Raw genomic sequence first — 20668 nt, forward strand, 5'->3', positions numbered from 1 at the left:
CAGATTTAAAATAGTTTTTGATAAAAATATTTTAAATACATTTTTAAAAATAATGGGTATGATTTTTGATGGTAAAAATGCTTCGCACAATAACGTAAGTGGTTGCTATTCTTAGCTTTTAATAATGGAACTTTTCTCCAAGGCGACGCTGCTCTAGCATCCAAAAAAGGCTTCGCAGTTTCATAATTTGCCCATTCATGCCAAGGTTTTGTCGGCCCAATATAATGAACTAAGATTGTACTACTTGTGATTGGATTTTCTTTTTTATCCTTTTGCAGTTCATAATTTAAACTATATTGAGTATTGTATTTTTTATCCAAATAAATCACCTTTCCTGTTAACAACATGTTTAAGATGTCTTGATCTAGGAATGATAATTTGGTTTTAACCTCTTCCTGTGATAAAAGTTCCATCGCTTTAGTTGAAATATTTAAACGAGACCAATTTTCCAAGTTGATGAGTAAAAAACCTGCATTAAAATAACCTTTTTCAATACTTGGAATGCCTAATGCGTCTGCTCGTTTAGCCCACCAAACGCTATCTCTCTCAGGAACAACAGCTGCAACTTCATCACCGTTAAATGTAACGTGCAATAACTCATTTAATGAACCCTGACACATAATATCAGCATCCATATAAATCATTTTATCCAATTGATTAGAGAAATAATCAGCAATGATAAACCGAAAGTAAGTTGCATATGACCAATTTTTAGTACTTGGCAATGATTTTAGTTGTTCACAATCAACTACATAAATAACTAAGCTAGTATTGTATTGATATGCAAGAGCTTTGAACAAACGCTCCCATTCATCATCAAAGTAGTCTGTAAAAATATGAAAAACAAAATTTATATCAGTGTTATTCTTTAATATAGACGCAATTGATATGCCACACCCATACAGAAAGTTGCGATCAATTCCATATGAAATATGCAAGCTATCACTAGACCTTAAAACATCTGATGATGACAAATCTATCCGTTTTACCACTGCATTTTGTTTGTCAAAAAACATACTCTTTCTACTCTTTTTTGGAATGGAGTTATAAAGATTTTCTAATTGTGCGTTCTTGGATTTTTTCTGCTTTAACTGATGCTTTCGCCATCAATGCTTGCTCTGTACGAATAATCTCTCTTAATGATAAACCAAAATAGGTTTTCATAAAACGGAAGAGATCACGCGAAGTTAATCCTATATTCAAAGAAGAAAAATATAAACCAATCAGATCTTTATCTCGCCAACGAATTGGTACCTTATTTCTTAACTGTGCACGGTGCAAATCGATAACTGAAATTTTCAAATCTGATTCACTTCCCGTAAAAGGTAAATGAAGTAAGAAATGACAAATATAGCAATCCCTATGATTAATGCCAATCGCATGCATCTTTTTCACCATATCAGCAACGCGGTGGATAATCATTTGTTTCGTCTTAAAATCAGGGGGAGTATTTAACCAATTAGCACAGTAATCTTCCAAACTAATTGTTGACGTTAAGTCTCGAGTAATAATAAATGAGTGGCGCCGTAATGGATTGCAACCTTTTTGCCCATAGGCACGGCCATCCATGGTATCTACACCTGCATTCGCTAAACGATGGATTGCATTCCATTCTCTGTCAGCTCCAAGTACAGGCAAACGCAGTGAAAATAGGTTTTTTATTACTTCTTTTAGCGCCGTACCATAATGGATTTTAATAAAGTAACTCTGCCCTTCTAGCTCAAAACGCAATGTTTTACGGCTTTCTAGTTGACGAAAAACTTCACCCTGTAAGTGCTCTGTTTCAATAAATGGATCTTTGTTTTTCCATAACTCACTAAAAGGCGTTTTAAGCTCAATCATCTAGAGCTCCTAAAATAATATCCGCTGCTTTTTCAGGCAGGCTATATAGGTCTTCCGTATCAGCAAAATAACGAGCGTTTTCCGCCCAGTTGTTTAGCTGGGACGTATTTTGCAGACTTTCCGATAGAGCCGAATTTAATTTTTTCTGCTCGAAGGGCTCATTGATAACAACACCACACCGCGCTTTAGTAATGAAAGGTGCGTAGCCACACACTTGTGTCACAATGATGGGTAAACCAGCCGTAATCGCTTCAAGTAGCACAATGCCCGCCGCTTCTTGATATGCAGGATGCATCAATATATCGGCAGCAGCCATTAATTCAGCAACATCATCACGTCCACTAAAAAATGATACTTGGTCACCTATACCTAATTGCTCTGCTAGTTGTCGATATTTCGTGGGTTTATCCTGACCAACAACCATGAGTACCGTATTTTTCTTAACGGTATCAGGTAATGCTGCCATTGCTTTTATTGTGCGATCAACACCCTTTCGCTTAAAATCAGAGCCTACTTGCAACAAAAAATAAGCTGATTGTGATATTTGATTTTTTTCTCGGTAAATATGCTTAGCATTTGAAATTTGCTGATCATATTTCCTATCTTGCGCAATACCTGGAGGCAACATATAAAAACGCGATGTTTCTGTTGCATAGTGTTTTTTAAAATGTTCAATTTGGTGCGGTGTCAACATTAAAAGTTTGGTCGATTTCCCAACTTGAAACACGGCTTTCTCAAATAATGCGTAATGTTTATAACGCGGCGTTAATTTGTAAAAAAAACCTTTTTCATTAGCAACTTTCTCCGCATAACACACATCAGCAGCATAATAAACGTCTAGGCCAGGCATTTTATTAAAGCCAATAATACGATCTACAGGATGCGATTTAAGATGCTCTTGCACCCACTGACAATACTGTGCGTTGCGTCCATGATTCGTTTTTGATGTCACTGGAACAATGATAATTTCAAACCCTGCGGGAGCATCACCACTCCAAGATTGCGTGTAAACTCGAATATCATGGCCTCGGTTTTGACACGCTAAAGCGATACGCAAGAAATCACGCTGTAAGCCACCAAAAGGAAAATATTTATACAGACAAAAGGCCAAAATCATATTAAAACCTTGCCATCATTGAACGAATATTCATTGGCAACATATCCTCTGTCGCTTTAATAACATCAGAAGCAGGGATGATAGAAAGGTATTTTTTATTTCTATCAAGTTGCTCTCTTGGCGGCATAGGCTCATAGTCCCCAGCCCAAAATTGCACAACATTATCGCTCCATGGTCGCCAAAACACATTATTTGTTGCACCGAATAAACACACTATTGGTGTATTCACCGCAGCAGCAATATGCATAGGCGCAGAATCAACACCAATAAATAACGCTGCATGAGCAATCAATGCACCGAGCTCAGGGAAAGTGGTTTTTCCAGCTAATTCAATGATAGGCTTAGATTGGCAATGAGAAGCGATATTTTCTATACAATCAAGGTCTTCTTTTGCTGGGCCCGATGTCAAGACAACTTGATAACCACGAGCTTGCAATGCATCAATCACCTCAGAAAATTTTTCGTCATCCCAACATTTAAAAATTTGCCGAGCTGTCGGTTGAATAACAACATAACTGCTATGCACCCCTAAATCTAATAACCGTTGATCAATATTTTTCCAATCCTGCTCTGAATATGACATTGTTAGATGTGTTTTTGATTGAGTTATCTCTAACGGCTCAAGAACAGAGAGATTATTAAGAACAACATGTTCGCCATGAGGAACGACTAAGTGAGTAAAACTATTTCGCCAAAATTTTGAGTCGCGATGAGCGAAGTCATGTGAGATTTTAACTGGTGCGGGGATCGCTCGAACAAGTACCGATACCATCCATTGATCGGCTAAATTCACGATAAGGTCGTACTTATTTCGGCGCAATTTTCTCAGTAAACTTAAAAAATTACAGGCTTTACTCAACCCATTCGTTTTTTTGCCTTTCATGCCATACAAAGCATGGATTTCCCTATTTTCTGATAAAATAGGGATCGTATCTTGATAAAGTAACACGTCAATCTCGGCATCAGGATAGTTTTGTTTTAATGTGCTGATAACCGGCGTCGTCAGTAACATATCCCCATGAAACCGCATCTTGATAACAAGAATTTTTTTAAACTGTTTTTTCACCAGACACTCTTAATTATATCTATACGCAAAATGACATAGTTCTTTGACAAAAACTAACACTATTAATTCAATTCATAGTGAATATGTTACTACTTTAGGAAGAATCGATATAGCGTTGAATGCCTATCTATATATCTTACTGATTTCTTACATAAAAAAACCCAGCCGAGGCTGGGTTTTTCACAAGAAAGCAGCAATTATTTAATTTTTGCTTCTTTGTAGATCACATGCTTACGAACAACTGGATCGAATTTTTTCATTTCCAGTTTTTCTGGCATTGTGCGCTTGTTCTTCGTAGTGGTATAGAAATGACCTGTACCTTCAGAAGAGACTAGCTTGATTTTCTCGCGAATACCTTTAGCCATTTTTTAGCTCCTTAGTACTTCTCACCACGGGTACGCAGTTCAGCAAGAACAGCATCAATACCCTTTTTATCGATAACACGCATACCTTTAGCAGATACACGCAGTGTTACGAAACGTTTCTCAGACTCAACCCAGAAACGGTGAGAGTGCAGGTTTGGCAAAAAACGACGCTTGGTCGCGTTTAATGCGTGTGAACGGTTGTTACCGCTCATTGGACGCTTGCCAGTAACTTGGCAGACTCGTGACATGTCTATTCTCCAAAAATCTAATCAGCTCGAGCTTTTTTTGTTCTGGGTATGGCCGCCTCGTCAGGCTTAGGAGCCCATCTCAGCAAACTTTATGACTGAAAAGATTGTTATCATCTTAGTAAAAAATTTACTGAGATAGGCTCTTCTCGCCAAACCCAAGATCCTCAAAGGTGGCGTAGTATACGCTTTCATTCATTTTCACTCAAGCCCAATGCGGCAAAAGTTGTCATTTTTTAGTCAAAAAAATGATTTTACAGCCACCCTCGTTCAAGAAACGAAACACAATGTTTATGACCAACGACAAAATGGTCTAACAGAGTCAGCCCCATTAAAGCACAAGCATCTTTAATACGGAAAGTGACTTGCCTATCAGCTTCACTGGGTTCCGCATTCCCTGAAGGATGATTATGTGCCAATATCACTGCACTTGCATTCATTTTCATTGCATAACGAATAATTTCACGAGGGTGTACTTCAACACGATTAATCGTTCCTTTGAATAATTCGTCATGACAAATTATCTGGTGTTGATTATTCAATAGCAGTACCACAAAAACCTCTCGTTCCTGACCTGCAAATAGTTCCAGCAGCCTTTTTTTTAGAAAGTTTGGCTCGGATATCACATCTTCATATAAAAACTGCTTAGAAAAACAACGGCGAGCTAGCTCACTGATTGCCTGAAATTGCGAATATTTGCAAATCCCTACCCCCTTGCATTGCGTAATCCTCGAATAATCCGCTTGCAGGAGTAAATGTAATGAACCAAACTCATGCAATAAACGTTCGGCGAGTTGTAAAACAGGCTCTCCGAAGCTGCCTGTACGAAGAAAAATTGCTAATAATTCCACATCCGTCAATACTGGTGCCCCATAGGCTAGTAGCTTTTCCCTTGGCTTTAAGTGTTCTTCATATTCCATAAGCAAACCCTTGCTGAGTTATTTTCACACACTTTTATATGTAGAAAATAATCACAACAATGTATCCTTTACTGATTTGCGTAGCGCTTCGCAAAAATAAAAGGGTGATGATATATACAGTGCTCTCAACAATATTTCTGATATGATAATATGCTCTTCACGATGATCGGATGGACAGAACAATGACGCAGCTATTAGGTAAAAAAATAGTTCTTGGTATGAGTGGCGGTATTGCTGCTTATAAAATTCCTGAGCTAACCCGCCGCCTACGTGATGAAGGGGCTATTGTTCGTGTAGTGATGACTGAAGGAGCAAAAGCATTTATTACACCTTTAACCCTACAAGCAGTGTCCGGCCACCCTGTCGCTGATGACTTGCTTGATCCAGGCGCTGAAGCTGCCATGGGCCACATTGAATTAGCGAAATGGGCTGATATTATTATTTTAGCACCGGCAACTGCGGACTTAATCGCACGTGTTGGAGCAGGAATGGCTAATGATTTGCTGACGACAATTTGTCTAGCATCTTCTGCACCTATCGCGGTTGTTCCAGCAATGAACCAACAAATGTATTGTGCTGCTGCCACTCAAGAAAATTTAATCAGATTGAAACAACGCCAGTATATGATCTGGGGTCCTGATGAGGGTAGCCAAGCCTGTGGCGATATTGGCCCCGGAAGAATGATCGACCCATTAGACATTGTGCGTTTTACCCGTGAATATTTTAATGCTAAATCTGATCTAACGAATTTAAAAATTATGATTACAGCAGGGCCAACTCGTGAAGATTTAGATCCTGTTCGTTTTATTAGTAATCATAGTTCTGGAAAAATGGGCTTTGCCATTGCCGAAGCGGCAAGCCAACGTGGTGCACAAGTGACTTTAATCGCTGGCCCCGTGAATTTACCTACACCTAAAGGCGTAACTCGTATTGATGTTATTAGTGCACTTGATATGTATGAGCAAGTACATAAAACAATCACTGAACAAGATATTTTTATTGGTTGTGCTGCCGTCGCTGATTATCGTTCAAAAACAATTGCTGAAAATAAAATTAAAAAACAAGGTGATGAGGTCATCATTACTCTCGTTAAAAACCCTGATATTGTTGCCAGCGTCGGCTATTTAACCGAACACCGCCCCTATGTTGTTGGGTTTGCTGCGGAAACTCAAAATGTGGAAGAATATGCACGCCAAAAACGCCTGCAAAAGAAATTAGACCTAATATGTGCGAATGATGTTTCCCTTGCAGATAATGGTTTTAATAGTGATAACAATGCGCTACATATATTCGACGCTTCTGGCGATGTACTGCTTCCCCACAATAACAAGCTGACATTAAGCCATTACTTACTTGACGAGATACTTCAACGTTATGAAAAAAATTGATCTGAAAATCCTTGATCCCCGTATCGGTAACGAGTTTCCTTTACCAACATATGCAACATCAGGTTCTGCTGGATTAGACCTACGTGCTTGCCTTGATGCTCCAATTGATTTAGCACCAGGCCAAACTGAGCTTATACCTACAGGACTCGCTATTCATATTGCTGATGAACAACTTGCGGCAGTTATTCTTCCTCGTTCAGGTTTAGGTCATAAACATGGCGTGGTACTTGGTAACTTAGTGGGTCTCATTGATTCAGACTACCAAGGCCAGTTAATGGTTTCCGTTTGGAATAGAGGAAATCAAACATTTACAATTGAGCCAGGAGAGCGTTTAGCACAAATGGTTTTCGTCCCTGTTGTACAAGCACAATTTAATATTGTTGATGACTTTGATGCAACAGAACGTGGTACCGGTGGATTTGGCCACTCAGGTCGCCAATAACAAATTGATATTACTGGTAATATTCAACCATTATTGATGTTGAAATAAAAATAAATCTACCAGTAAATTTAACTAAAAATGTGGATGGTGTGGTTGTGGTATTAGGGTTTTATCCCTCTTGAAGGAGTAAATCTATACTCTAGAATGACTCTTGATGCAGCTAAGTGACGAGTCAATTAGCTACTAGGAACATAAAAAACATGTAACTGGTACAAATAAACGTCGTCATTATCACTTAACAAAATGTGCTGCAACTTGAAGTATTATGAGTGTATATATATAGAAACAGTATGTTTAATGGTCAAAATTGAATGTTGTTTGGCAGTAATTGGAATTTACAAGGTAGAGCTTACCAAGTATTAATACCGAGTATCTTTATTACTCATTCTGCCAAATGCATCGATTTTTACTGCTTAATGTACTAAACGATTTATGTATACGATTTACACCCCTTTCACAACTATCACCCTGCTTTATCTTATACTTACCCTCGATTATATTTACTTAGGGTAAAATTTTAGATAATTTGTTGTGCTGTTTTAGCAGGGGTCTCATAAGACATGGCAGAAAAAGCGATAACAAAAAAACGCAACAGGCGTGAAGAGATATTACAATCACTTGCATTAATGCTCGAAAGTAGTGATGGTAGTCAGCGAATTACCACTGCAAAACTTGCAGCAAATGTTGGCGTATCCGAAGCTGCGTTATATCGTCATTTTCCAAGTAAAACGAAAATGTTCGATAGCTTAATTGAGTTTATTGAGGATTCGCTCGTTTCACGTATTAATCTCATCTTAAATGATGAAAAAGATACGATCCTTAGAATTAAACTTATTTTAGTGCTTATCTTAGGCTTTTCAGAGAAAAATCCAGGCCTGACCAGGATCATGACAGGTCATGCTCTGATGTTTGAGCAAGATAGGCTTCAAGGTCGTATTAACCAATTATTTGAAAGAATTGAGTCACAATTACGCCAAGTATTAAAAGAAAAGAAAATACGCGACGGTCACGGCTTTACCCATGATGAATCACTTCTCGCAAGCCAATTACTGGCATTTTGTGAAGGGATGCTATCTCGTTTCGTGCGTTCAGAATTCCGTTATCGCCCAACAACTGAATTTGAAGCTCGCTGGCCTTTAATTTTAGCTCAGCTACAATAGTGGTTTGAACGACTACTCACCCCGCCCATATTTGGGCGAGGGCTTTTTTCTTACCGCTAATTCAGTTTCTATCTTGCTGTGATCCCCAGTGATCTGGGCTGTAATTTAACAAGTTAAATACCATATTGTTCGCGATATACCATCATCGCACTTAAATGCTGCTGCATATCTGCGCGCTCCGTGAGATAGACGATTAAGTCACTCATTGTAATAATTGAATAGACTTTGCAGTGATAATCACGCTCGACCTCTTGCACCGCCGAGATTTCACCCTTCCCTTTTTCTTGGCGGTCAAGGCACAAAAGCACACCATTAAGTGTTGCATTTTGCTGCTTAATAATTTCCATTGACTCTCGAATTGCAGTTCCCGCGGTAATGACATCATCAACCACCACGACTTTTCCTTTTAATGGGCTTCCGACTAACGTACCGCCTTCGCCATGATCTTTCGCTTCTTTACGGTTAAAGCAGTATGGCATATCAATATCATGATGTTCAGCTAATGCGACCGCAGTTGTTGTCGCAATAGGAATACCTTTATACGCCGGCCCAAACAGGACATCACATTCAATCGCACTTTCCTTGAGAGCCTGCGCATAAAAACGACCAACGAGAGCTAGGTCACGCCCTGTGTTAAATAATCCTGCATTAAAAAAGTAAGGACTTTTGCGGCCTGATTTCAGCGTAAACTCACCAAATTTAAGTACTTCTTTTTTCATGGCAAGTTCTATAAATTCGCGCTGATAAGCTTTCATGGGTCAATTCCTCAATAATTAACGTCAATATGTTTAAAACGATAAATCACACATCACTGATTGCTAATCGCAAACAATCAGACATAAAAAAGGCGACTATTTCAGCCGCCTATTAAAAATAACTTTACTTCAACGCTTCTCGCTGAGCTTCGAAAATGGAATCTAGTCCCGTTTTAGCAAGCGCTAATAATGATAGTAGCTCTTCATGACTAAACGGCTCTCCTTCAGCCGTTCCTTGAACTTCAATCATACGACCATCGTCCATCATCACAACATTCATATCGGTTTCAGCCGCAGAATCTTCGACATACTCAAGGTCACACAACGCTTCGTTATTCACGATCCCGACAGAAACAGCTGCAACCATCGATTTCAATGGGCTTTTTACCAATTTACCTTGTTCAACCATTTTATTTAATGCATCAACCAAAGCGACACAAGCGCCTGAAATTGCAGCGGTACGCGTTCCACCATCAGCTTGGATCACATCACAATCTAATGTAATGGTATATTCACCTAACTTTTTAAGATCAACAGCTGCGCGTAAAGAACGAGCTATTAAACGTTGAATTTCCATGGTACGCCCTGTTTGCTTTCCTTTGGCTGCTTCACGTTGGTTACGTGAATTAGTCGCACGAGGTAACATACCATATTCTGCGGTGACCCAACCTTGACCTTGGCCTTTTAAAAAGCGAGGTACACCTTCTTCTACTGTTGCATTACATAACACCTTCGTGTCGCCAAACTCAATAAGAACAGAGCCTTCCGCATGCTTAGTATAGTTGCGTGAAATCTTAATTGGACGCATTTGGTCTGCCATTCTGCCTTCTGGACGCATGGTGTTATCTCCATTTTCAACTTAATTGTCGCGCATTATACGTGCTTAAAACGATAATGCCTATCATGACATCATGCATAGCGCTATAATCTTGTCATATCCATTTTTATAGGAACGAATTATGATCCGTAGTATGACCGCTTTTGCCCGCCGTGATATCAAGGGGGAATGGGGGAGTGCGGCCTGGGAGCTGCGTTCCGTTAATCAACGTTACCTAGAAACCTACATTCGTCTCCCTGAACAATTCCGAAGCCTAGAGCCAGTTATCCGTGAAAGGATCCGCTCTCGTCTCACTCGAGGTAAAGTCGAATGTAATCTGCGCTTTGAGTTAGATGGTGCAAATCGTGGTGAGTTGATCCTTAACGAAGAACTTGCACGTCAAATTATTAGTGCCGCTAATTGGGTGAAAAATTATAGTCACGAAGGTGAAATTAACCCATTAGAAATTTTGCGTTGGCCCGGTGTAATGTCCGCTGGCGAACAAGATTTAGATGCGATTAGTGAACAACTTTTATTAGGGCTTGATGAAACACTTGATGCCTTTATACAAAGCCGAGAAGCTGAAGGTGCTGCACTACATACTTTAATTGAGCAACGTCTTGATGGTGTTCTCGTTGAAGTCGCTAAAGTTCGTCAACATATGCCTGAAATTTTGCAATGGCAACGCGAGCGCTTGAAAACTAAGTTAGAAGAAGCTGATATTCAAGTCGATAGTAACCGTTTAGAGCAAGAACTGATCCTATTAGCGCAACGCGTTGATGTCGCTGAAGAACTTGATAGGCTCGAAGCTCATGTAAAAGAAACGCGTAATATCCTTAAAAAGAAAGATGCTAATGGCCGACGCCTTGATTTTATGATGCAAGAGTTCAACCGTGAATCTAATACGCTAGCCTCAAAATCAATTAATAGTGAAGTTACCAATTCGGCTGTTGAGCTGAAAGTGTTGATTGAACAAATGAGAGAGCAGATTCAAAATATTGAATAAGCAATTGCTTTTTTGTGTCTAGTAGAGCCGGTAAATATTACTGGCTTCTCTACTCATACATTATACATACTTAAATTTTTCCATTGATTAGCCCTCCGCACTTTACTTTTGATAATGATAATTGTTATCGTTATGTCAAGTTCAAAAGGGGTCTAAATATGAAAATCGTAAATCACCTGCTCTCCACAATAATCATTACTTTTGTTTCCTTCTCTGGGTTAGCAACAACATACCCAGTGACACTCACTGATATTGATGGCCAGAAAATTACCTTACAGCAAGAACCTAAACGGGTTGTCCTACAAGATGGTAGGGATATTTTAACTCTTGCATTACTTGACAGAGATAATCCATTTAATCGTGTTGTCGCTTGGAACAATAACCTAAAAAAAACAGATCCAAAAACGGTCGAGTTACTAGGCCAAAAATGGCAATCTGATATGCAAAAAATCCCTGATATGGGATTTAACGATAAAGGTGAAGTCAATACTGAACTGGTTATTGCTCAAAAGCCTGATGTACTTATTGCTCAGCTACGTGCCAAACCCGCTTTAGAAGGTTCGGGGGTAGTTAGCCGCCTAAAAGAAGCCAATATTCCTATCCTATATATTGATACTTTTTTACAGCCTGTAAAAAACACCACTGCAAGTATCGATATTCTTGGTCAAGCGCTAAATAAAGAAACAGAAGCTAAAGCCTATACTGATTTTTACCAAAGCCATTTGACTGCCGTTCAACAAACAACAGCAAAAATTAAACAACAGCCTCAAGTGTTTATTGAAGCCAAAGCGGGTGCCAATGGCAGTGATAGCTGCTGCTTTACCCATAACAATGCAGGCTGGGGTGGAATGGTCCAAGCAACTGGCGCTAAGAATATTGGTAGCCAATTTTTACCAGGAGCTTCAGGCACTGTATCTTTAGAGCAAGTGTTAACCTCCAAACCAGATGTTTATATTGTGACGGGCTCTCGTTGGATTAATAAAAACAGTATTGCTGCACCATTTGGTTATGGCGTAACGGAGAAAGAAAATCAAAGTGGTTTTGAAAGATTAGAAAATAGGATCGGATTTAACCAAATCAGCGCCGTGAAAAATGGCCGATTATATGGTGTGTATCATAATTTTTATAATCACCCATACAATATTGTTGGCATCGAATACCTAGCAAAATTTATTTACCCAGAGCAATTTACCACTCTTAAGCCTGAAGATACCTATAATCAAATTATTACCACATTTACGACAATTCCTGTCGCTGATGCTATTTGGGGATCTCAAGCAAAACATTAGCCATTATTCACAGGCTCTCATATATACTCTAAATAATTCTAGATGCTGATAGACGAGTCACATAGATTAAACTATGTGACTCGGTGAGCGTCGCGCAGTCACTTATATCTCAACAAAAAGCCCTGCAACTTGAAGTATGGCGAGTATATGAGAGCCAGTACTCACTTTATGCTTTAGCTACTGTCAGTTCACCTTCTCTATTATGATGATAATGGAAGGTGAAATAGAAAATAACAGCCAGCACCACAGTATAAGAAGCGAATACTAACCAAATAGTCTGCCAATCTTTCACGCCATCTACACTGAAGTAATCAACCACTAATCCACTGACTATCGCACCAAAGTAAGCTCCTACCCCATTAACCATAGTCATAAACAGCCCTTGGGCGCTGGCCCTCATGCGGTTATCGACTTCTTTTTCAATAAAAATAGATCCAGAAATATTAAAGAAATCAAAAGCACAACCATAAACAATCATCGACATAATCAAAAACATCAGGCCGATTGCAGATGGATCACCAAAAGCAAAGAACCCAAACCTTAATGTCCAAGCTAACATACTCAGTAACATGACGGTTTTGATGCCATAACGTTTTAAAAAGAAGGGGATCGCCAAAATAAAACCAACTTCAGCCATTTGTGAAACTGATAATAAAATCGAAGGATATTGAACAATTAGGCTATCCTGATAGAGAGGATCACGAGCAAAATCATGTAGGAATGGGCTACCAAATGTATTGGTAATTTGTAAAACCGCGCCTAATAGCATGGCAAATAAAAAGAATACCGCTATGATCGGTTTTTTAAATAGGACTAACGCATCAAGGCCTAATTTACTCACCCAACTCGTTGAGATGGCTTTTTTATTCACAGCAATGTGTGGCAGTGTCAAAGAATACAACGCTAACAATAATGAGCAACTTCCCGCAATATAGAGTTGCATACTACTTAATTCAAATTTTAATAAACTGATGCTCCACATTGCAATGATAAAGCCAACCGTTCCAAATACTCGTATAGGTGGAAAGTTTGCAACAGAATCTAATTGATATTGGCTGAGTGAGGAATAGCTAATCGAGTTGGATAATGCAATAGTTGGCATAAATGCCATCGCATTTATCAGCATTATCCAAAACATCAGTGTCGAATCCGTCACCGTTGCCGCATAGAATAACGAACCCGCACAGATAATATGACAAATCATATACAATCGATTTGCCGGAATGTATTTATCTGCAATAATTCCGATAATACCGGGCATCAGAATAGCGGCAACGCCTTTAGAGCTGTAAACTAGTCCAACTTCAGCACCAGAAAAATTTAGTGTTTTGATCATGTAGGCGCCGAGTGTGACTAGCCAGCTTCCCCAGACAAAATACTGTAAAAATAACATAACTTTTAAGCGGGTTTTAATATTCATACGAAGCTCCATTGGGAGTGATAGCCCTTATACTTCAAGTTGCAATCTCACTATACTCGTCATACTTCAAGATGCAGGGTTGTTGACTGCCCCCAGCCAGCCGAGTCACATAGTTCATCTATGCTCCCGGTCTATCTTCACTTGTCGCCTACCTGCAACTCGAATTATTTAGAGTAATAAATTAACTGCAGATCGAATTATTTAGAGTTCTTACTTTATTTGTTTTTATTTTCACTTCAGCAATAGCGACGCCAAATAGAATAATGGCAACACCAATAAACTGAATGAATTCAAGGGGTAGATGTAATACGGTTACAGATAATAATATGGTTACGGGCAACTGCATTGAACTTAAAATGGTCGCCAAGCTGGTTCCTATCAGAGGAGTCCCCTTAGCAAACATCCACATGCCAAAGAAGGATCCGAAAAAAGCAAGAGGTAGACCATAAGAGAAAAACAGTGCATTAAATGTCGTCAAATCTAACAAGAAGATTGGAGGAACAACGATAGAGGTTAAAATAGCACCACCAGTGACCATAATGGCTGAACGCATCATAGGATCAGTGTTAACAGCAAGTGCTCCACTCACATAAACGCGTACTGCATTCGATAACGCAGCACATAGCCCTAAAGCAATCCCCAACCAATGAAATTGAATACCTGATGTATTCAGCAGCCCAGTTGCAAACAGAGTTCCAATTAAAATCAATAACACAGAAATAATCGTCATTAATACAGGGAACTGCCTTGTCACAACAGCATTAATCGCTACCCCCATCCAAGTGAACTGTAAAAACAGCACGACTCCTAGTGCGGGTGACAAATACTGTAGTGATGCATAATACAGTAAGCCAGTTAACCCCGTTGTGGTTCCTGTTAGTAACATCAACATTGATTGCTTACGCGTCGGCCAGCTCAGTTTTTTCTTTCTAGCTACGGCTCCAGCGACAACAAATAACCATAACAAAACAGCCCCTAAAACTGTTTGGCTGCCGATAACATCATTTAAAGAAAACCCAGCTTGATACGCCAAAACCACCAATGTTGATAAAATGCCATAGCTGCAAGCGCCCAGCGAAACTAAAATTAATCCCTTTAATTTCATTTTAATACCCACCCACATACTGCCTACGGCATTCTTTATATTAGTTTGAGAAAAAGTTAGAAGCGTGCGATCACACCGGTGACTAATTTCAGGAAAGTCGCTTTTACTTTTTCAGCGGTTTCAATAACCTCATCATGGCTTAGTGGTTGTTCTAAAATGCCACATGCCATGTTAGTCAGGCAGGAAATACCTACTGTTTTGATCTGTGAGTGATGAGCCACTAATGCCTCAGGCACTGTTGACATACCAACAGCATCAGCACCTAGTGTTCTGATCATGCGAATTTCTGCTGGTGTTTCGTATGTAGGACCCGTCCACCATGCATACACGCCTTGGCGTAATGCAACGCCCTGCTCTTTAGCGACATCAAGAATAGTTTGGCGAAGTTCTTTGTTATAAACCTCACTCACATCTAAGAAACGAACGCCTAATTCGGGATTATTTGGTCCCATTAATGGGTTGTTTGCCGTTAAATTGATATGATCGGTGATAACCATCAAGTCGCCAGGGTTGAAATCGGTATTAACCGCACCGCAGGCATTAGTGATAATCAATTTTTCGACGCCTAATGCCTTCATTAAGCGCACAGGGAATGTCACTTGTTCGAGAGAAAACCCTTCGTAGTAGTGGAAACGCCCTTTCATTGCCACAACATTTTTACCTGCGATAGTACCAATCACCAGCTCATTAGCATGGCCAACCGCTTCCGATTTAGCGAAATGAGGGATCTCGCTATACGGAATATGAACCGCATTTTCTAAAGTATCTGCAAATGGGCCAAGGCCAGAGCCTAAAATAATACCCACAGTTGGTTTAATATCAGTACGCGTTTCAATAAAACGCAGGCTTTCTAAAATATCGTTCGTGTTGTGCATAATCGTCCCCAAAACTACTCGAATGATTGAATATATAGAGATTCGTCATACTTCAAATTGCAGCGCTTGCCGTCAAAGTGTGGTGGCGATGTCGTGCTCACCAAGTCACATCGTTTATCTATGCACTTTGCCTACCTTCATTTGCCGCCAACCTGCAACTCGAATTATTTAAAATATAAAAAGGTAATAAGGGGATAATAAAGTAATTTAAAAATCGAACAGCGATCTTAATCTCATTTTAAGAAAAAGTATTTAGGTATGATAGCTACCTAGAAGCGGCTCTTTTTACCTATACTCTAAAAATTAGAAATGTTGCTCAGCAACAGTGAGCGACATCACCGTACCTCAACGCAAGGCATTGCAACTTGAAGTATGGTGAGAATAAATATGCTAATCTTTAACGCTGCACGTGTTGATAAAAGAAAGGTGATGGTTTGTTACTGACACTATTAAATGAATTTCGTACTTCGAAAAATTCAAAAACTCGCAAATTAAAAATGCTTTATCGGCTGATCCTCAATCATGGACCAATCCGAGCCGAAGCATTAGCCTCACTTGCCAGTATGAAACCAGCAACCTGCGCTAGACTTCTTGATGAGTTAAGTAAGAGCCAATTGATTTCGACCTCTGAACTCGGTGAATCAACCGGTGGGCGTAAACCAATACTATACAGTATCAACTCAGATGATGGTTATGTGGTTGGTATTGAAATGAGCGACCTCTACTCAACGATCATGTTGCTCAACCTAAAATTAGATATTTTAGGAATGATAAAAATAAAAAATGAGCATTTAGAAAGCGCGGAAAGCATGCTCGACAATCTGTTAATAAAACTTGATCAACTTCTTACCGAACATCAATTAACGACAGCAAAAATCTTAGGTATTGGTATTGCCATCGATCATATTTTAGAGCGAGATAAAGTCGCCTTTAGCCAATATAACGCCAGAATAGTCAGTTTATTCAACTATATTGATAGTAAAGTTCCTTGTTTTGTTACTTTGGGCAGTGGTATTACATTCGCCGCCCTTGCAGAATATCGGCTGAGATATAATTCAGAAAGCCAACGTTTTTTATTTACGACCTGTGATACCGATATACGCAGCTGCACGATCATCAATAACACCTTTGCGCCTGCACCAATTAGTACAGCTCAAGCATTTGGTCACACAACGATTGATATTAAAGGACAACGATGTGAATGTGGCTCCTATGGCTGCTTAAAGCAATACAGTTCCCTATCCGCAATTAAATCTCGAGTGATCCAACAACTACGTTTAGGTAAGCCTTCTCTAATTAATCAACTCACTAACAATGAGTCAGAAATCAATTACCACACAATATTCCAAGCCTTAGCACAGGAAGATCAATTATGTTTGGACGTATTAGCCGAGGCAGCTCACTATTATGGTATTGCCATCGCAAATGCCATTTTAACCTTACAGCCTGACGTTGTTGTTTGTGGAGGAACACTGACTCCCAAAAATCATTTTTTTGCGATGACAAAAAAAGCGATAGAAGAAAAAATGTCAGCCTTCCCGCATATCCAAACGCATATTTTTGCCGCGAACGACTCCTATGAAGTGGTGGCACAAGGCGCGGGGGGGATGGTTTTAGAGAATTACTTAGCGGATTAGCAATATCTGCAATCTAGTAAAATCAAAACTTAATTAAGTGATTAACACGAGTCAACAACCCTGCAATTTGACGAATTACAAGTATAATTAAATTGTTTGTATAAGTAGGAGTAATAAATGCAATTTGAAACAATCCCCGTAGAAAAAATTTTAGCATTTAAACAAAAGCTTATCGAACACTCTCCGCTGATCCACTGCATGACCAACGACGTAGTGCAATCTTTCACCGCAAATATTTTATTAGCGATAGGCTGCTCGCCAGCAATGGTTATTGAACCCGAAGAAGCCGAACAGTTTGCTGCCATCGCTAATGGTTTACTGATTAATGTTGGTACCTTAACGGCTGAACGTCAGATTGCCATGCGTTTAGCCGTACACAGTGCTATCAAAGCTCAAAAACCTTGGGTTTTAGATCCGGTAGCCGCAGGTGCATTGTCTTTCCGTACTCGTTTCTGTCATGAATTATTGGCTTTATCACCCACTGCTATTCGTGGTAATGCATCAGAAATCATGGCGTTAGCAGGCCTCAGCTCAGGTGGGCGGGGTGTTGATTCATTAGATACCACCAACGATGCTTTACCCGCCGCACAATCACTCGCTAATAGCGCACGAACCATAGTTGTAATTAGTGGTGAAGTTGATTATATCACTGATGGCAATAAAACTATTGCAGTCACTGGGGGCCATCCAATAATGACGCGAGTCGTTGGAACTGGCTGTGGGCTATCTGCTGTCGTCACAGCGAGTTGTGCGTTATCAGGAGATCAATTATACAATATTGCCAGTGCATGTGCGCTGATGAAGCGAGCAGGTGAGCAGGCCAAACAAAATTGCCGAGGAACAGGGAGTTTTATTCCTGAGTTCCTTGATGCACTTTCTTACTCTAATTTATGATTGGCGGCAGTTATAGACGCGTTTTCTTTCCACGCATTTTTCGTGACCAGTGACGGATCTGGTTACGTAGGGAGATAAATCGGTACACAACACTTTTTTTCTCGGGTTCGATCCCATAAAAACGTTTTAAAGCCACTAAATCATTTGCTTTGCATATAGCGAAGTTACCAAAGTCTGACAAATCTATAATTTTAAGGCCGCTTTCTGTCAGTACAAAATTACCTGCATGAATATCATTTGATGCAAGGCCATATGAATGCAACTTGTTAATTAATTTTGCTATTTCCGTATAATAAGGTTTAATATCATTTATCTCAGAGAGTACCGTTCCCTCAACATACTCAGCGATAATCCATGTTTCTAGTGCCTCACGGAAGCGTATTTTTTCTGCAACGAAATAGATATCATTAGTGATCTGGCAACCTTGATCCTGTGCGCGTACCAATCGATGAAATAAGCGTGAAAAGTAAGGGCCTGAAATTACACGCATAATACGCTTTTCTAACCGTCTATCTCGTTCCTTTTCGCACTTGATAATATAGTGTTTATCATTCACCGTGATGCGTGCCACACTGCGCTCAACATTACCGCTATTGAGGATTTGTCCCGTTATTTTACCTTGAATATAATCATCAATAATCTGTGCAAAATCGATATCAATTTGCTTTTGATATACAAAATATCCATTTCTTTTTGTTGTTATAATTTTTTGCATTATTTAAGAAACCCATTATTGAAGTCATTCTAAGCAATACTAACAACTATCTACTATGTTTTATTAGCTATTACTTGCAAATCACTATTTTTGATAAAAATAGCATTATTTTTCAAAAATAATCTCTTCGGGATATTTAGCGATAATTTTAAAAAACACATTAACTCTAAATATAATAACTTAAATATCAATAAGTTATATTCATAGTATATGATTACGATGCTAGTTACAGACAATAAACAGTAGTAATTCATGCGTAGTGAAATACACATTGAGTTACCGAATTTAAATAATTTTATAATTAATTAATAACTCAGTTTTATTTGATGACTACCAAGTTAAATAATGTGAAAAGGATAGCTTATTTAAAATTTAGAGGATTGAGGCGACATTTATCGCCTCAATATATTGACGGTATTGACTGGTTTATCGTCAGTTAATCATTGCCAAACAGATCACGTGTATACACTTTCTCTGCGACATCTTCGAGTTCAGGCACCATCCGGTTGGCTAAAATAATATCGCTATCGGCTTTGAATGCTTCAAGATCACGATACACTTTTGAACGGAAAAATTCGTCCTCTTTAAGCACTGGCTCATAGACAATCACTTCAATGCCTTTCGCTTTGATGCGTTTCATCACACCTTGTACCGCCGAGGCGCGGAAGTTATCTGACCCCGCTTTCATCACTAAACGATATACCCCGACTTTACGTGGCGCTTTGGCAATAATCGCATCCGAAATAAAGTCTTTACGGGTACGGTTAGATTCCACAATCGCATTAATGAGGTTATTCGGTACATCGTCATAGTTAGCCAGTAGCTGCTTGGTGTCTTTCGGCAAGCAATAACCGCCGTAACCAAATGAAGGGTTGTTATAATGGCTGCCAATACGTGGGTCTAAAGACACCCCTTCGATGATTTGACGTGCGTTCAAGCCACGGCTCTCTGCATAGGTATCTAATTCATTGAAATAGGCCACACGCATCGCTAAGTAAGTATTGGCAAATAATTTAATCGCTTCCGCTTCAGTGCCATCGGTAAACAGCACGGGGACATCTTTTTTGATAGCGCCTTCAAGCAGCAAATCCGCAAAGATTTCCGCTCGCTCAGAGCGTTCACCCACCACAATGCGTGATGGGTACAAGTTATCCCACAGCGCGCGGCCTTCACGTAAAAATTCAGGGGAGAAAATCACATTGGTGTAGCCAAACTCTTCACGCAGGCGCTCAGTAAAGCCAACAGGGATGGTGGATTTAACAATAATGGTGGCTGCTGGGTTAATTTTCTGCACATCATGAATGACTGATTCAACTGACTTGGTATTGAAGTAGTTGCTTTTCGGGTCATAGTCAGTCGGTGTGGCAACAATTACATACTGTGCGCCCGTATAGGCTTCAACAATATCTTGGGTGGCACGGAAATTGAGTGTTTTTTCACGCAAAAACTGTTCAATTTCGGTATCGATAATCGGCGATTGCTTATTGTTCAGCATCGCCACTTTTTCAGGCACGATGTCGACGGCCACCACTTCGTGGTTTTGTGACAGTAACATGGCGTTAGACAGACCCACATAGCCTGTACCGGCAATTGCTATTTTCAAAACTGAC

General features: G+C 39.5%; 21 protein-coding genes. 7 read left to right on the forward strand and 14 right to left on the reverse strand.

The features are described from left to right. Window positions 1–5: 5 nt before the first annotated feature. The 7 genes from waaO to radC all read right to left on the reverse strand — a co-directional run bounded on the left by waaO (window position 6) and on the right by radC (window position 5555). Window positions 6–1016 (reverse strand): lipopolysaccharide 3-alpha-galactosyltransferase, encoded by a 1011-nt coding sequence (gene waaO, locus M1E96_RS20435; protein ID WP_337979674.1) that lies wholly within the window; start codon window positions 1014–1016, stop codon window positions 6–8. A gap of 28 nt (window positions 1017–1044) precedes the next feature. Beyond that, on the reverse strand, window positions 1045–1842 hold the full coding sequence (rfaP, locus tag M1E96_RS20440) for a lipopolysaccharide core heptose(I) kinase RfaP (protein WP_369427314.1): 798 nt from the start codon (window positions 1840–1842) through the stop codon (window positions 1045–1047). Continuing rightward, window positions 1835–2959 (reverse strand): glycosyltransferase family 4 protein, encoded by a 1125-nt coding sequence (locus M1E96_RS20445; RefSeq protein ID WP_337979675.1) that lies wholly within the window; start codon window positions 2957–2959, stop codon window positions 1835–1837. The genes rfaP and M1E96_RS20445 overlap by 8 nt, the downstream gene beginning before the upstream one ends. Before the next feature lies 1 nt (window position 2960). Further along, window positions 2961–4025 carry a lipopolysaccharide core heptosyltransferase RfaQ gene (gene rfaQ / locus M1E96_RS20450; RefSeq protein WP_070929889.1) on the reverse strand — a complete coding sequence of 355 codons (1065 nt, stop codon included), beginning with the start codon at window positions 4023–4025 and terminating at the stop codon, window positions 2961–2963. Window positions 4026–4222: 197 nt separating this feature from the next. Further along, window positions 4223–4390, reverse strand: a complete 168-nt coding sequence (rpmG, locus tag M1E96_RS20455) for a 50S ribosomal protein L33 (protein WP_004924244.1) — start codon at window positions 4388–4390, stop codon at window positions 4223–4225. An 11-nt stretch (window positions 4391–4401) separates the two neighbouring features. Beyond that, complete coding sequence (rpmB, locus tag M1E96_RS20460; RefSeq protein WP_004265123.1) at window positions 4402–4638, reverse strand: 50S ribosomal protein L28; 237 nt, start codon at window positions 4636–4638, stop codon at window positions 4402–4404. 251 nt (window positions 4639–4889) lie between these two features. Continuing rightward, window positions 4890–5555 carry a DNA repair protein RadC gene (gene radC, locus M1E96_RS20465; protein WP_272580797.1) on the reverse strand — a complete coding sequence of 222 codons (666 nt, stop codon included), beginning with the start codon at window positions 5553–5555 and terminating at the stop codon, window positions 4890–4892. Between the two features lie 182 nt (window positions 5556–5737). On the opposite strand from radC, the gene coaBC reads away from it, so the two are divergent. The 3 genes from coaBC to slmA all read left to right on the forward strand — a co-directional run bounded on the left by coaBC (window position 5738) and on the right by slmA (window position 8545). After that, window positions 5738–6943 carry a bifunctional phosphopantothenoylcysteine decarboxylase/phosphopantothenate--cysteine ligase CoaBC gene (gene coaBC / locus M1E96_RS20470; protein ID WP_337979676.1) on the forward strand — a complete coding sequence of 402 codons (1206 nt, stop codon included), beginning with the start codon at window positions 5738–5740 and terminating at the stop codon, window positions 6941–6943. Then, window positions 6930–7385, forward strand: a complete 456-nt coding sequence (gene dut, locus M1E96_RS20475) for a dUTP diphosphatase (protein WP_070929886.1) — start codon at window positions 6930–6932, stop codon at window positions 7383–7385. The genes coaBC and dut overlap by 14 nt, the downstream gene beginning before the upstream one ends. Window positions 7386–7945: 560 nt before the next feature. Continuing rightward, a complete protein-coding gene (gene slmA / locus M1E96_RS20480; RefSeq protein ID WP_070929885.1) occupies window positions 7946–8545 on the forward strand; it encodes a nucleoid occlusion factor SlmA in 600 nt (199 codons plus the stop codon). A 113-nt stretch (window positions 8546–8658) separates the two neighbouring features. Here the strand turns inward: slmA and pyrE are convergent, their stop codons facing one another. Then, the gene (gene pyrE / locus M1E96_RS20485; protein ID WP_318709090.1) at window positions 8659–9300 is read right to left on the reverse strand and encodes an orotate phosphoribosyltransferase; all 642 of its coding nucleotides are present in this window, start codon (window positions 9298–9300) and stop codon (window positions 8659–8661) included. Between the two features lie 124 nt (window positions 9301–9424). Beyond that, complete coding sequence (gene rph, locus M1E96_RS20490) at window positions 9425–10138, reverse strand: ribonuclease PH (RefSeq protein ID WP_070929883.1); 714 nt, start codon at window positions 10136–10138, stop codon at window positions 9425–9427. Between the two features lie 121 nt (window positions 10139–10259). On the opposite strand from rph, the gene M1E96_RS20495 reads away from it, so the two are divergent. Together M1E96_RS20495 and M1E96_RS20500 are read left to right on the forward strand one after the other, a co-directional pair. Beyond that, window positions 10260–11123: a YicC/YloC family endoribonuclease gene (locus tag M1E96_RS20495; protein ID WP_319068057.1), complete on the forward strand. Its 864-nt coding sequence runs from the start codon at window positions 10260–10262 to the stop codon at window positions 11121–11123. 158 nt (window positions 11124–11281) lie between these two features. Continuing rightward, window positions 11282–12412: an ABC transporter substrate-binding protein gene (locus M1E96_RS20500; RefSeq protein WP_272580803.1), complete on the forward strand. Its 1131-nt coding sequence runs from the start codon at window positions 11282–11284 to the stop codon at window positions 12410–12412. Window positions 12413–12578: 166 nt separating this feature from the next. Here M1E96_RS20500 and M1E96_RS20505 read toward each other — a convergent pair whose 3' ends face one another. The 3 genes from M1E96_RS20505 to M1E96_RS20515 all read right to left on the reverse strand — a co-directional run bounded on the left by M1E96_RS20505 (window position 12579) and on the right by M1E96_RS20515 (window position 15812). Next, window positions 12579–13832 carry a nucleoside permease gene (locus M1E96_RS20505; RefSeq protein ID WP_369427315.1) on the reverse strand — a complete coding sequence of 418 codons (1254 nt, stop codon included), beginning with the start codon at window positions 13830–13832 and terminating at the stop codon, window positions 12579–12581. A 181-nt stretch (window positions 13833–14013) separates the two neighbouring features. Next, window positions 14014–14937, reverse strand: coding sequence for an EamA family transporter (locus M1E96_RS20510; RefSeq protein WP_369427316.1), 924 nt, complete (start codon window positions 14935–14937; stop codon window positions 14014–14016). Between the two features lie 56 nt (window positions 14938–14993). Then, complete coding sequence (locus tag M1E96_RS20515) at window positions 14994–15812, reverse strand: purine-nucleoside phosphorylase (RefSeq protein ID WP_140179874.1); 819 nt, start codon at window positions 15810–15812, stop codon at window positions 14994–14996. Between the two features lie 434 nt (window positions 15813–16246). On the opposite strand from M1E96_RS20515, the gene M1E96_RS20520 reads away from it, so the two are divergent. Together M1E96_RS20520 and thiM are read left to right on the forward strand one after the other, a co-directional pair. Further along, complete coding sequence (locus M1E96_RS20520) at window positions 16247–17449, forward strand: ROK family protein (protein ID WP_070929878.1); 1203 nt, start codon at window positions 16247–16249, stop codon at window positions 17447–17449. A gap of 117 nt (window positions 17450–17566) precedes the next feature. Beyond that, a complete protein-coding gene (gene thiM, locus M1E96_RS20525) occupies window positions 17567–18343 on the forward strand; it encodes a hydroxyethylthiazole kinase (RefSeq protein WP_272580807.1) in 777 nt (258 codons plus the stop codon). A 10-nt stretch (window positions 18344–18353) separates the two neighbouring features. Here thiM and M1E96_RS20530 read toward each other — a convergent pair whose 3' ends face one another. Together M1E96_RS20530 and M1E96_RS20535 are read right to left on the reverse strand one after the other, a co-directional pair. Next, the gene (locus M1E96_RS20530) at window positions 18354–19058 is read right to left on the reverse strand and encodes a lipopolysaccharide core heptose(II) kinase RfaY (RefSeq protein WP_140179877.1); all 705 of its coding nucleotides are present in this window, start codon (window positions 19056–19058) and stop codon (window positions 18354–18356) included. Between the two features lie 436 nt (window positions 19059–19494). Then, window positions 19495–20661 (reverse strand): nucleotide sugar dehydrogenase, encoded by a 1167-nt coding sequence (locus tag M1E96_RS20535; protein ID WP_140179879.1) that lies wholly within the window; start codon window positions 20659–20661, stop codon window positions 19495–19497. Window positions 20662–20668: the final 7 nt, after the last annotated feature.

It is taken from the genome of Providencia sp. PROV236 (genome assembly GCF_033676985.1).
GTDB lineage: Bacteria > Pseudomonadota > Gammaproteobacteria > Enterobacterales > Enterobacteriaceae > Providencia > Providencia manganoxydans.